Here is a 12,853-nt window from a genome sequence, read left to right as displayed (position 1 = left end):
GTTTGCCGGGCGGGGTGCGGTGCGTTGCGTGTCGGCTGCGGGTCCTCCGTGGCTGGGCGCGCAGTTCCCCGCGCCCCCGCGGGATTCGGTGGTGCCGAGGGGTTTTCCTGGCGGGTACCCGTCAGTACATTGACGCCATGTCTAATAGGCCGCCCGCCCCCGCCCCCGTGGCGTCGGAACACATAGACCTCGCACCCCGCGACGTGTCCTTCTCCTGGGAGGACACCCCGCTGCACTGGCTGCCCGGCGAGCCCTTCGCCGGGCACACCATCAACGTGCTGCACCTGCTGCTGCCCGCCGGTGAGCGCTGGTTCGTGCACGTGTACAAGCAGGCGCTCCCGCTCATCACGGACGAGCGGCTGCGGGCGGACGTCATCGGCTTCATCGGGCAGGAGGCGATGCACGCCGCCGCGCACGACGACGTGCTCCCCCACCTCAAGCGCCTCGGCCTCGACCCGACCCCCTACACCGCCCAGGTCGACTGGATGTTCGAGAAGCTCCTCGGCGACCGGACCCTCCCCCCGGGCCGGGCCCGCCGCTGGTGGCTCATGGAGCGGGTCGCGATGATCGCCGCGATCGAGCACTACACCGCCTTCCTCGGCGACTGGGTGCTCAACGCGAAGGAGCTGGACCGGCGCGGCGCCGACCCGATGATGCTGGACCTGCTGCGCTGGCACGGCGCGGAGGAGGTCGAGCACCGCTCGGTCGCCTTCGACCTCTTCATGCACCTCGACGGCAGCTACCGCCGCCGGGTGCGGACCTGGGCCAGCGCCTTCGCCGCCCTGCTCTTCCTCTGGCAGCGCGGCGCCCGCTTCTTCGTGGAGAACGACCCCCACCGCCCCGGCGCCAAGGCCTCCTACGGGCAGTTCCTGCGGGCCGGCCGCAACGGCGTGCTGCCCTCGGCCGGGGCGATGGCCCGGTCCATCCCGACCTACCTCTCCCGCACCTACCACCCCTCCCAGGAGGGCTCCACCGCCCAGGCCGTCGCCTACCTGGCCTCCTCGCCCGGCGCCAACAGCGGGGTGCGGCCGTGAGGCGGGCCCTGGCCGTCACGGCGGTGGCGGGGGCCGCCGTCCTGACCCGGCGCGCACTGCTCAAGCGGATCGGCCGCTCCCCCCTGTGGCCGCTGCCCGCGCTGGAGGACCCGGTGTCCGGGTACTCGCCCCGCCGGACCCTGCACGCCCGGATCACCTCCCGCACCGAGCCGGCCGAGGGCGTGCTGCGCCTGGTGCTGGAGTCCGACGAGCTGCCGTCCTGGACCCCGGGCGCCCACGTCGACCTGACGCTGCCCTCCGGCCTGGTGCGCCAGTACTCGCTGTGCGGCGACCCGGCCGAGGCCGGCCGCTGGACCATCGCCGTCCGGCTCGTCGCCGACGGCCGCGGCGGATCCCGCGAGGCACACGAACGCCTCCTGGAGGGCACGGAGGTGCGGGTACGGCCGCCGCGCAACCGGTTCGAGCTGGAGCCCGCGCCCTCGTACGCCTTCGTCGCGGGCGGCATCGGCATCACCCCCGTCCTGCCCATGCTCCGCGCCGCCACCGCGGACGGCGCCGACTGGACCCTCCTGTACGGGGGCCGCTCGCGCACCTCGATGCCGTTCCTGCCCGAACTCGCCGCCTACGGGGACCGGGTGACGATCGCGGCCGAGGACGAGACGGGCCTGCCCGACCTGGCCCCGCTGTCCGGGATCCGGCCCGGCACCCTGGTCTACTGCTGCGGCCCCGAACCCCTGATGCGGGCCGTCACCGAAACCGTCCCCGACCCGGACGCGGTCCGGCTGGAACGCTTCGCGGCGGCGGCCCCCGCCGAGGCGAAGCCCTTCACCGTGGAACTCGCCCGCACCGGCACCGCCGTGGAGGTCGCGGCGGACGAGTCCGCGCTGGCGGCGGTGCGCCGGGTGCTGCCCGCCACCCCGTACTCCTGCCAGCAGGGCTTCTGCGGGACCTGCCGGCACCGCGTCCTCTCCGGGCGGGTGGACCACCGCGACGATCTCCTCACCGACGGGGAACGCGCCGACTCGATGCTGCTGTGCGTCTCCCGCGCGGACTCGGACCGGCTCGTACTGGACCTGTAGCGGGGCGCCTTCACCCGTACGGCCCACCCCCGCCCGGGAAGTAGGGTGTCGGCATGACAACCGGGGTGCGACGCAGGATGGGTGTCGAGGAGCGGCGGCAGCAGCTGATCGGGGTGGCCCTGGAGCTGTTCAGCAACCGCTCCCCCGACGACGTGTCCATCGACGAGATCGCGGCGGCCGCCGGGATATCCCGCCCGCTCGTCTACCACTACTTCCCCGGCAAGCTCAGCCTGTACGAGGCCGCGCTGCGCCGGGCCGCCGACGAACTCGCGGCGCGGTTCGTCGAGCCGCAGGAGGGCCCGCTGGGGCCCCGGCTGCTGCGGGTGATGGGCCGTTACTTCGCCTTCGTCGACGAACACGGCCCCGGCTTCTCGGCGTTGCTGCGCGGCGGACCGGCGGCGGGCAGCAGCCGGGCCAACGCGATGATCGACGAGGTCCGGCAGGCCGCGTACGAGCAGATCCTCGTGCACATCGGCGTGCAGGACCCGCCGGCCCGGCTGGAACTCGTCGTACGGTCCTGGGTGTCGCTGGCCGAGTCCACGGCGCTGCTGTGGCTCGACGGGCGGCGGATCCCGCGGGCCGAGCTGGAACTCCAGCTGGTGCACGACTTCGCGGCGCTGGCGGCGGTGAGCGCCGCGTACGACGCGGAGATGGCGGGGATCCTCGTACGCATCCTCGCGGACGAGCCGGCCGACGGGCCGTTCGGGGAACTGGTCGGGCGGCTGGCGGGCCTCGTCCCGGGGACCGGGCCGCGAGAGCGGGAAGAGCCGGGAGACTGAGCGGTCGCTCGGCTGGCGATAATGCCCGCGTGATCATTGACGACGGGATACTGTTCCGGGCGGCCGGGGAGAAGGACGCCGCCACGCTGGCGAAGCTGTACGACCAGGCCGCCCGGTGGATGCTCGGCCGGGGGATCGACCAGTGGAAGCCGGGCGACAAGGACGCCGAGCACTTCCGCGCGCGGATGCGCGACGGTGAGGTCTGGCTCGCCGAGGACGCCGACGGGCGGCTCGTGGGGGCGTACGAGCTCTGGTGGTCCGACGAGGCGGCCTGGGGCGTGCAGCCGCCGGTCGCGGGCTACGTGCACCGGCTGATGGTGGAGCGGAAGGCCGCACCGCCCGGGACGGGCATGCGGATCCTGGAGCACGCCGAGTACCGGATCGCCCGGACGGGGCGGGAGCGGGCCCGGCTGGACTGCGTGTCCACCAACCCGAAGCTGCTGGCGTACTACCGGAGCGCGGGCTACCGGGTGGTCGGCGAGTTCCCCTCGAAGGTGGGCAAGGACGGCCGGGTGTACGGGGTGATCCTGCTGGAGCGGCGCCTCGACGTCTGAGGCACGGCCGGAGCGCCGCCGGGCACGGGCGGGGAACCGCCGAGGGGGAGGGACCGGACCGCAGTCGGTACCTCCCCCTCGGGGTGCGCGCGTCAGCCGCGCCTGAACACCGCGACCGTGCGCGCCGGGGCGGTGAACTCACCCGTCGCCGGGTCGTACGCGGACCGCTTCACCGCCGCATCCGCGCCCGCCGCCTGCACGGGGTGCAGGGCGTAGCCGGCGCCGGCGAGGGCGGGGACGCGCTGACGCTGGTCGGCGGGGGTGGCGTTGAAGACGACCACCAGGTCGCCGAGGGCCATGGTGAGGACGCCCGGGGTCTCCTCGGGCCCGGACAGCGGGAACGACAGCCGCTGCTGTACGGCCTCGGCGGTGGTGAGGGCGAACGCCGGCTCCGTCGTACGGATCCGCAGCAGGTCGCGGTAGGCGGCGGAGGCTCCGGTGATCTCCGCGCAGCCGGGGGCCGGGCCGGTCAGCAGGGGCTTCGCGTAGGGCCACTTGGCGCGGTTGTCGGCGGCGGGCGGCAGGCCCCGGCCGAAGCCGTTGCCGTCGCGGCAGTCCCAGTGCAGGGCGTTGAACCAGTCGCCGCTGTCGAAGGAGTTGCGGTCCAGCGACTTCGAGCGGAGCAGGTCGGTGCCCGCCTGGGAGAGGGCCGGGCCCTGGGAGAGGGCGGCGGTGGCCATGGCGAGGACCTGCATGCGGGCCCGGTCGGCGGTGGAGGTCCCGGCGGGCAGCTTGTAGGCGAGGGCGTCGTACAGGGACTCGTTGTCGTGGGCGTCGGCGTAGGCGAGGGCGTCGCCGGGGGCGGCCGCGTAGCCGGCCGGGGCGCCGTTGTAGTCGACCCCGGCGCCCGTGGTGCGGCGGCCGGCGGAGTCGGTGAACGCGTAGGAGGCCAGGTTGCCGGAGAGGCCGACCTTCAGGAGGTCCTGCGCGTGCAGCAGGCGGGCCCGCTGCTCGGCCGGGGTGCCGGCCGCCGGTGAGCCGTTGGGGTCGGTGAACAGGCCGGAGGCGAAGCCCTGGACGCGGGGGTCCTCGTCGAAGGGGCCGCCGCCGCGGACGGCGTCGCGGGCCCGGTCGGAGAAGGTGGCGATGCCGGTGCCGGCCATGTTCTTCTGCGTGGCCTGCACGAAGCGGGCGTCGTCGGCGACTTCGCCGAAGTTCCAGCCCTCCCCGTAGAGGACGATCTTCTTGCCGTCGACGCCGTCCTTGGCGACGGTCAGCCCGTCGAGGGCCTTGCGGACGGCCAGGATGTTGGCCTTCGGGTGGTGGCCCATCAGGTCGAAGCGGAAGCCGTCGACCTTGTACTGCCTGGCCCAGGTGACGACCGAGTCGACGACGAGGCGGCCCATCATGGCGTTCTCGGGGGCGGTGTTGGAACAGCAGGTGGAGGTGGCGACGGAGCCGTCGGCGAGGAGCCGCTGGTAGTAGCCGGGGACGATCCGGTCGAGGACCGACTTGTCCGACTGCCCGGAGGCGACGGTGTGGTTGTAGACCACGTCCATGACGGTGCGCAGGCCGGCGCCGTTCAGCGACTGGACCATCCTGCGGAACTCGACGGTGCGGGCGGTGCCGTTCGGGTCGCTCGCGTAGGAGCCCTCGGGGACGGTGTAGTGCAGCGGGTCGTAGCCCCAGTTGAAGCCGTCCTTGGCGGCGGCCGCGGCGACGCAGGCCTGCTGCTGTTCGGAGTCGGGGGCGTGGGCCCCCAGGTCGCAGGCGGGTTCGGTGCGGGCCTTGGGGTCCTCGGGGACGGTCCCGAAGTCGAAGGCGGGCAGGAGGTGGACGTAGGAGGTGCCGGCGGCGGCCAGGTCGCGCAGGTGCCGCATGCCGTCGGAGCCGGTGTCGGTGAAGGCCAGGTACTGGCCGGGGTGTCTGGTGGTGGCGTCCGCGACGGAGAAGTCGCGGACGTGCAGCTCCTGGATCTGTGCGCTGGTGAAGGGGACGGGCGCGGGCTTGCGCAGTTCCTTCCAGCCGGGCGGGGCGAGCTTCGGGTCGGCCAGGTCGACGGCGAGGCTGTGGGTGGAGTCGGTGGTCAGGGCGGTGGAGTAGGGGTCGGTGACCAGGTTGCGGACGATCTGGCGGGTGCTGGGCGCCCAGACGGTGACGGCGTAGCGGTAGGGCTTGCCGGTCCAGGAGCGGTCGCCGCGCACCGACCAGACGCCGGTGGTGTCGTCGCGGCGCATGGGGACGGTGCGGCCGTCGAGTTCGAGGGCGACCTGCCGGGCGGTGGGGGCCCAGACGGAGAGGGTGGGGCGGCCGTCCTCGAAGGCGGGGCCGAGGGGGGCGTCGTTGGCGTACAGGTCGTCGAGGACGCCGGCGAGCTGGACGCCGGTGGCGGCGAGGACGGCGCCGTTCGCGGCGCGGGCGCTCGCGACGAGCTGGCCGCGCAGGGCCTCGCGTACGCGGTCGCGGTCGCGGGGGTCGACGGTGTGCGCGGTGTACCCGGCCAGGTGCGGGAACTTCTGCTTCTGGGCGGGGGTGAGGGCGGAGCGGTTCAGCCGCAGCCACTGGGCGCCGGCCTCGTGGAGGACGCCGCCGTGGGTGGTGATCCGGCCGTCGCGGGAGGCGAGGAGCTGGAGGGAGGCGGCCGTCGTGGGGGCGTTCCAGGCGAGGGTGTCGCGGTCGATCCAGACGGCCTCGGCCTTGGTGAGGTCGAGGGCGGCGGAGGAGCCGGCGGGCTGCGGGAGGAGGTACTTCTCGCGGCCGCCGAGCAGCCACACCTCGTGGCCGGTGGCCTTCAGGTCGAGGGACTGGTCGGTGGGCAGGTCCTTCTGGTCGCCCTTGTGGAGGATGTAGCTGAGGCTGGTCGCGCCGGGGGTGAGGGGGACCTCGTAGACGGCGCCGTAGGAGTCGGTGCGGGTGGGCGGGAGGGGCTTGGACCAGTCGGTGGGGGTGGCGGCGCCGTTCCACACGTGCAGGCCCCAGCCGTCGTGGGAGCCGTCGGGGCGCTGGTAGTGCAGGACGGCCTTGGCCTGGTCCTGCGGCGGGTAGGCGGGGCGGTCGGTGCGGGCGGGTTCCTGGCCCTGTTCGAGCCAGATCTCGCCGGTCCGGGTCAGGTCGAGGGTGCGGTCGGCGGCGCCGTCCTTGTTGCCGTCCTTGTCGATGACGAGGTAGCCGAGCGAGGAGGCGCCGGGCTTGAGGCGGACGTAGGCGAAGGCGCCGTAGGCGTCGCGGCCGGTGAAGGGGTGACCCTCGGGCCAGGGGGTGGCCTCCCCGTCGGCGAGGTCGCCCCAGGCGTACAGGCGCCAGTTGGTGTAGTCGCCGTCGGGGCGGTGGTAGTGGACGACGGCGTGGTCGCGCTGGGTGGCGGTGGGGGGTGTGGGCGGCGGGGTCTGCCCGGTGGTGGAGGCGGCGAGGGCGGAGGCGGTGCGGCCGGCGGAGTCGACGGCGACGGCCTTGTAGCGCATGGGTGTTCCGGCGGGGGTGGCCTGGTCGATGGGGTGGGTGACCTTGTAGGGGGCGTGGTCGGCGGAGCCGAGGACCTGCCACTTGCCGGTGCCGGTCTGCGCGGCGAAGACGACGCGGGTGAGGGCGCCGGGGCCGGTGCCGGGGGTGAGGTCGGCGGACAGCTCGACGGTGCCGGTGGCGCCGGGGGCGGGGGCCTTGAGGGTGAGCGACGGCTTGGCGGTGGGGGCGGGCAGGGGGGCGGTGGCCTGGAGGACGACGGTGCCGAGGGCGGGCAGGTTCAGGGTGAGCTTGCCGGCCGGGGAGGCGGTGACGGGGGCGGGGGCGGCGTAGGGGGTGCCGCCGGGGCCGGTGGCGCCGTACAGGGGCCGGTAGGAGGCGCCGGGCGGGGCGTCGACCTCGACGGTGCGGGCGGTGCCGCTGTTGTTGGCGGCGACCAGGTATTCGGTACGGGTCTTGGGGTCGGTGCGGGCGAAGGCGTACGCGGAGCCGTCGGCGAGGCGCTCGCTCTGGATGCCGTCGCGCAGGGCCGGGTGGGCCTTGGTCAGCTTCGAGAGAGCACTGATCTGGGTGTAGAGCGGGTGCTCCGGATCGTATGCATCGCTCTCGTGCGTGCGCGCCGTTCCGAGCTGGTCGTCGTCCAGGTAGTCGGCGACGCGGGTGGCGAACAGCGGCTGGCGGGCGTCCTTGTCTCCGCCGGAGCCGGTGAAGCCCTGCTCGTCGCCCGAGTAGATCACCGGGTTGCCCCGGGAGAGGAACATCAGCTCGTTGGCCAGCCGGTACCGGTCGAGCAGCTCCCGCTCCCCCGCCCCGGGCCGGTCCTGCTTGAGGAAGGAGGCGAAGCGGCCCATGTCGTGGTTGCCGAGGAAGGTCACCTGCTCGTAGGCGTTGGCCTTGTCGGTGGTGTACCGGTAGTCGTCGGCGAGTACGGAGCCCAGCCGGCCGGCGGGCGCGCCCTGGGAGGCGTAGGCGCGGAGGGCGTCCTGGAGCGGGAAGTCGAGGGTGGCGTCGAGGCGGCCGCGGGTGACGTAGGGGGAGGTGACGGCGGTGTCGGCGGAGTACACCTCGCCGAACATGAAGAAGTCCGGGCGGCCGCGCTGGGCCGCGTACTTGTCGAGGGCGGTCGCCCACTGGGTCCAGAAGCCGGTGTTGACGTGCTTGACCGTGTCGATGCGGAAGCCGTCGATCTCGTAGTCCTTGACCCACTTCTGGTAGATCTTCTCCATCCCGCTGACGACCTCGGGGCGCTCGGTCCACAGGTCGTCGAGGCTGGAGAAGTCGCCCTGCTCCGAGGACTCCCCGGCGAAGGTGGAGTCACCCCGGTTGTGGTACATCGCCGGGTCGTTGAGCCATGCGGGGACCTTGGCGTCCTTCTTCCCCTCGGGCACGAAGGGCGTACGCGGGAAGGACCGGCTGGCGTCGACCTCGGGGAACCTCTCCTTCCCGCCGGCGCGGCCGTCGCCGTACTCGGAGTCGTCGAAGGGGACCCCGTCCTTGGTCAGGTAGGGGAAGGCCCCCTTCGACAGGTACTCGTGCGAACCCTCGCGGTAGTCGACGACGTCGGCGGTGTGGTTGGTGATGACGTCGAAGAAGACCTTCATCCCCTTCCGGTGCGCCTTGTCGACGAGCCGTTCCAGGTCGGCGTTGGTGCCGAAGTGCGGGTCGACCTGGGTGAAGTCGGTGATCCAGTAGCCGTGGTAGCCCGCCGAAGCGTCCGCGCCCCTGCCCTGGACGGGCTGGTTCTTGAAGATCGGCGCCAGCCAGATGGCGGTGGTGCCGAGCCCCTTGATGTAGTCGAGGCGGTCGGTGAGCCCCTTGAGGTCCCCGCCCTGGTAGAAGCCCTTGTCCGTCGGGTCGTAGCCGGTCTCCAGGCGGCCGCCGGCCAGCCCGCCCCGGTCGTTGCGCGGGTCGCCGTTGGCGAACCGGTCCGGGAGCACGAAGTAGAACTGCTCGCGCGTCAGGTCGTGCCGGGCGGGCTCGGCGGCCAGCTTCGCGTCCGACGGCGGCGCGGGGGCCTGCGCGGCGGCGGCCGCGGGGAGGGCGGGCAGGAGCGTCACGGCCAGGGCGGCTGCGACGGCTCCCGCGGCGGGGCGTATCAAGGGGTCACTCCTCGGGTGGGGCGGTGCGGTCGGGGGTCAGTTGCGCCAGGTGTCGGTCAGCGTGACCTTGCCGTTGGCGGGGACGGTGGCGTTGCGGTTGGCCCCGCTCTCCCAGGTGACGTTCCCGGAGGCGTCCTTGCGGACGTACTTGTATGCGAACGAGGTCCCGGCCGGGAGGGTGACGTCGAGCTTCCACACGGGGTAGGAGGCCGGGTCGAGCTTGAGGGCGGCGGCGGTGTTCCAGCCGCCGAGCTCGGGCCGGTCGCCGGTGACGTAGACGTCCTGGCCGGGGACGGTGGTGGCGTTCACGGCGAACGAGGCCCCGGCGGAGGACACCTGCGTGCAGGCGCGGGCGCCGGTGTGCAGGGCGAGGGCGGTCTGCGGCTGGAGCGTGGCGGTGAACCGCCCGCCGGAGTCGACGGTCACGGCGCGGCCGCCCTGCACGTCGCAGTAGGTGCCGGCGGGGAGGGAGGTCTGGAAGGTCCGGGTCAGCGCGGTCGCCTCGTGGTTGAGGGCGACGTACGCCTTGGCCCCGCGCCCGAAGGCGATCTGGTCACCGCCGTTGTCCCACCAGTCGCTGACGCCCTGCCCGCGGGCGGTGTTGCGCCAGGCGACCATCGAGGAGATCTCCGGCCAGGCGTGCTGGCACTTCCACCCGTCGGTGTAGCAGGCGTTGACGGTACCGCCGTTGGGCGGGCCGGCGTCCTTGTCGGTCCACGCGTACCCGGAGTGCACGTCGGGCGAGCCGTAGGGCCAGGCCAGCATGAACACGCTGGCGAGGGTGTAGTCGGCGCCGTTCTTGTAGGTGAGGGTCTCGCCGTTGCGCTCGGTGTCGTGGTTGTCGACGAACACCCCGGACGCGCCGGAGGGCATGTACCCCCAGGCCTCCCCGAAGTTCTTGAGGTAGGCGAGGTTCTCGCTCTGGAAGACCCGCTTGAGGTCCCGGGCGTACCGGAACTCCTGCACGTCGCCGGACGGGAGGTACTCGGCCGGCGACACCGACTCGCCGGCCCCGTGTATCGCCTCCTGCTTCCAGTACGCGGAGGGGTTGCTCAGCCGGGACTTGATGTTGGCGAGGTCGGCGGCGGGCATGTGCTTGGCGGCGTCGATCCGGAACCCGTCGACCCCGAGGGAGAGCAGGTCGTTGAGGTACCCGGCGATCCGGCCGCGCACGTACTCCTCGCCGGTGTCGAGGTCGGCGAGCTTGACGAGCTCGCAGTTCTGGACGTTGGCCTTGTCCTGGTAGTTGGAGATCTCGGCCCGGCAGTCGTCCATGTCGGCGCCGGAGTAGAGCCCGGGGTAGGAGTACTTGGAGTACGCCGACCCGCCGGTCCCGGTGAACGTCGCACCGGGGTCGGCGGGGCCGGCCATGTGGTTGATCACGGAGTCGGCGACGACCTTCACCCCGGCGGCGTGGCAGGCGTCGACCATGCCCTTGAAGGCGGCCCGGTCCCCGAGCCGCCCGGCGATCTTGTAGCTGACGGGCTGGTACGAGGTCCACCACTGGGACCCCTGCACGTGCTCCTGCGGGGGCGACACCTGCACGTACCCGTACCCGGCGGGCCCGAGGCTGCCGGCACACGCCTTGGCGACATCGGCGAACCGCCACTCGAACAGCACGGCGGTGACGTCCTTCCCCCCGGGCGGAGCGGCCGAAGCCTGCGGCGCCTGAACGGTGAGCGAGACGGCGGCCAGCGCGGCCGTCGCCAGCGCGGCTCTGCCGGCGCGCGCGGACAGGGATCTGGATCGAGCCATGCGGGGGTCCTCCTGGCGGGAAGGCGTGGGGGGTTGCACGCGACCGTAGGGGGCGCCCAGGAGTGTTGCAAGACCTTGCGCAAGAGATTGCAGAATTGTTTCCGAGCAAGGGCGGAGGGCGGCGAACGAGTGAGACACGCGCCGCGCCCGGCTCAGGGGACTTTCCCAGGGGCAGGACGGGCGCCTACGTCATCACGGTCGCCAACCGGGCCAAAGGGGCCGGTCGTGCCGTACTTCCCGGGCCCGTCTCAGGGAGGGTTGGGGGTTTCCCGTCAGTCCCATCGTCCTTCCGGTTCGGGCCGGCCCGTCAAGGGCGCTCCTTCGTCGCGTCACTTCGTGATCGCCTTCGGCGACCCTTGACAGCCCGACCCGCCCCGGAAAGCCGAAAGACTGCCGGGAAACCCCCAAAGAAACGGGACGGACGATCCTTGGAGGGGCGGGCGTCTCAGCGATGAGGCGAGGGGCCGGGGGCCAGCCCGCCCGACATACGGGCCCTCACATCCGCGATCCCGGACCGGGGCGCGACTACCCGCACGAGAGGCCGACCAGAGCCCCCTCCAGACCCCCCAGACGCGACAGATCGCTACGCGCTCCTCACGTCTCAGCGTCCGGCGACCGCCTTGGGCTGATACCCGCACCAGAGCCGAGGAGCGCCCTGTCGGCCAGTGCTACACGGCGAGGAACGTGCTCAGCTGCGCGGCGAGTTCGTCCGGGGCGTCCAGGGCGATGAGGTGGGCGGCGGTCGGGAATTCGACCAGGGTCGCGCCGGGGATCTCGGCGGCGTAGCGGCGGGCGATGTCCTGGAAGTCGGCGACATCGAGCTTGCCGACCCCCACCAGCGTGGGCACGGAGATGCCGGCGAGGTCAGACGTCCCCGGCCCCTGGCCGTGCTGGTCGCGGACGCCCATGTTCACCAGCGACGTCCGCATCGGCCCGAGGACCCGGTCGGCCAGACCGGCCGCGACGTCCGCCCACTCCCGGGCGGGACCCCGCAGCCACATGTCCAGGTTGACCTGCGTGGCGGCGTCCACGTCCCCCGCGGCCAGGGCGGCCGTCTCCGCGCCGTCGTACGCGTGCATCTGCGCGGACCAGTCGTAGCCGGGCCAGGGCGCGGCGAACAGCGCCAGCGAGTGCACCCGCTCCGGATGCGCGAGGGTGAAGTCCACGGCCACGCGGCCGCCCCAGGACGCGCCCACGAGCCGGACGCGCTCGTGACCGAGGTGGTCCAGGAGGCGCCGCAGGTCGTCGACGTCGCTGTACGGGCCGGCCGGCGGGGCGGATTCGCCGAAGCCGCGCAGGTCGTGGCGGATGACGGTGTACCGCTCCGCGAGGCCGGGCACGACGGCGTCCCACATCTGGTGGTCGGCTACGCCGGCGTGCACGAGTACGACGGCCGGCCCGTCACCGGAAACGACGTACGCGAGATGTCCGAGATCATCGGCAAGTCTGATCATCCGGAGATGCTTGCACAGCCCACCCAACCGGCGGAAGCGCGGGAAGGCGAAACGATACAGCTGCGGGCATTGGAGTGAACGGCCGTTCCTGGCGGCGCCCGCGGACGGTTGGACCGGCCGACGCGCGGATCGACCGGCGCGTCCGTCCATTGATCCTTAGGGGAGTCATGCGTATTCGTTCCGCTGTCACCGCGTCCGTCCTGGCTGCCGGCATCCTCCTGGGCGGGGCCGGTGCCGCCCTGGCCAACGACGGGGTCGAGATCGACTACTTCGACGCCGGCCACAAGACCTACTCGTCGGACTGCTCGACGTTCGCCGCGGTCCCCCACAACCTCCCGGCGTTCGCCGGCCCGGTCTACCAGTCCTCCTGCCACAAGGACGGCGAGAAGGACTGGGCGAACGGCTCCCACCTGGGCGCCTGACCCGGAACGACCCCGCGGGGGCGGCCCGACGACAACGTCGGTCCGCCCCCGCGGCGTTCTAGCGCAACGTGAGCTGCTTCCCCCGCTCCCGCGGCGTCCAGCCATGACGCTCCAACGCCCGCCGGATGACACCCGCGACGAGCCCGGGCGCGATCACCGTCCCGTGCTCGACCCACGTCACCATCCGCTGCCCGTCCACCTGGTCGTGCACGACCACGATCCCCAGCCCCGGCTCGTCATCGGCCGCGACCACCCACCGGTACCTCTCGCCGTCCACGACGATCGTCCGCGTGCCCTTCTTGGCGATCCCCATGCGG

Annotated in this window: 9 protein-coding genes; 5 read left to right on the top strand and 4 right to left on the bottom strand. The window is 72.9% G+C overall.

The window, feature by feature from the left end:
* Window positions 1-137 precede the first annotated feature (137 nt).
* From ABD973_RS22905 to ABD973_RS22890, 4 genes are read left to right on the top strand one after another with little or no spacing between them, the layout of a single operon-like run.
* Window positions 138-1,034 (top strand): metal-dependent hydrolase, encoded by an 897-nt coding sequence (locus ABD973_RS22905; RefSeq protein ID WP_345501827.1) that lies wholly within the window; start codon window positions 138-140, stop codon window positions 1,032-1,034.
* A complete protein-coding gene (locus ABD973_RS22900) occupies window positions 1,031-2,074 on the top strand; it encodes a PDR/VanB family oxidoreductase (protein ID WP_345501825.1) in 1,044 nt (347 codons plus the stop codon). The genes ABD973_RS22905 and ABD973_RS22900 overlap by 4 nt, the downstream gene beginning before the upstream one ends.
* Window positions 2,075-2,127: 53 nt before the next feature.
* Window positions 2,128-2,853 carry a TetR/AcrR family transcriptional regulator gene (locus ABD973_RS22895; RefSeq protein WP_125820944.1) on the top strand — a complete coding sequence of 242 codons (726 nt, stop codon included), beginning with the start codon at window positions 2,128-2,130 and terminating at the stop codon, window positions 2,851-2,853.
* 29 nt (window positions 2,854-2,882) lie between these two features.
* Window positions 2,883-3,407, top strand: coding sequence for a GNAT family N-acetyltransferase (locus tag ABD973_RS22890; RefSeq protein ID WP_125820945.1), 525 nt, complete (start codon window positions 2,883-2,885; stop codon window positions 3,405-3,407).
* 92 nt (window positions 3,408-3,499) lie between these two features.
* On the opposite strand, the gene pulA is transcribed toward ABD973_RS22890, so the two are convergent.
* The 3 genes from pulA to ABD973_RS22875 form a co-directional block, all read right to left on the bottom strand.
* The gene (gene pulA / locus ABD973_RS22885; RefSeq protein ID WP_345501821.1) at window positions 3,500-8,905 is read right to left on the bottom strand and encodes a pullulanase-type alpha-1,6-glucosidase; all 5,406 of its coding nucleotides are present in this window, start codon (window positions 8,903-8,905) and stop codon (window positions 3,500-3,502) included.
* A gap of 36 nt (window positions 8,906-8,941) precedes the next feature.
* Window positions 8,942-10,660, bottom strand: a complete 1,719-nt coding sequence (locus tag ABD973_RS22880; protein WP_345501819.1) for a carbohydrate-binding module family 20 domain-containing protein — start codon at window positions 10,658-10,660, stop codon at window positions 8,942-8,944.
* 668 nt (window positions 10,661-11,328) lie between these two features.
* Window positions 11,329-12,114 (bottom strand): alpha/beta fold hydrolase, encoded by a 786-nt coding sequence (locus ABD973_RS22875; protein ID WP_345501817.1) that lies wholly within the window; start codon window positions 12,112-12,114, stop codon window positions 11,329-11,331.
* A gap of 167 nt (window positions 12,115-12,281) precedes the next feature.
* Between ABD973_RS22875 and ABD973_RS22870 the strand changes: the two genes are divergently transcribed.
* Window positions 12,282-12,536 carry a hypothetical protein gene (locus tag ABD973_RS22870; protein WP_241253209.1) on the top strand — a complete coding sequence of 85 codons (255 nt, stop codon included), beginning with the start codon at window positions 12,282-12,284 and terminating at the stop codon, window positions 12,534-12,536.
* Between the two features lie 58 nt (window positions 12,537-12,594).
* On the opposite strand, the gene ABD973_RS22865 is transcribed toward ABD973_RS22870, so the two are convergent.
* Entirely contained in the window at window positions 12,595-12,849 is a 255-nt protein-coding gene (locus tag ABD973_RS22865; RefSeq protein ID WP_125820948.1) for a hypothetical protein, read from the bottom strand.
* Window positions 12,850-12,853 lie beyond the last annotated feature (4 nt).

Origin of the sequence: Streptomyces racemochromogenes (genome assembly GCF_039535215.1) — a bacterium.
GTDB classification, from domain to species: domain Bacteria; phylum Actinomycetota; class Actinomycetes; order Streptomycetales; family Streptomycetaceae; genus Streptomyces; species Streptomyces racemochromogenes.
Note: the sequence above shows the minus strand (reverse complement) of the source record. Positions and strands in the feature narration are given on the sequence as shown.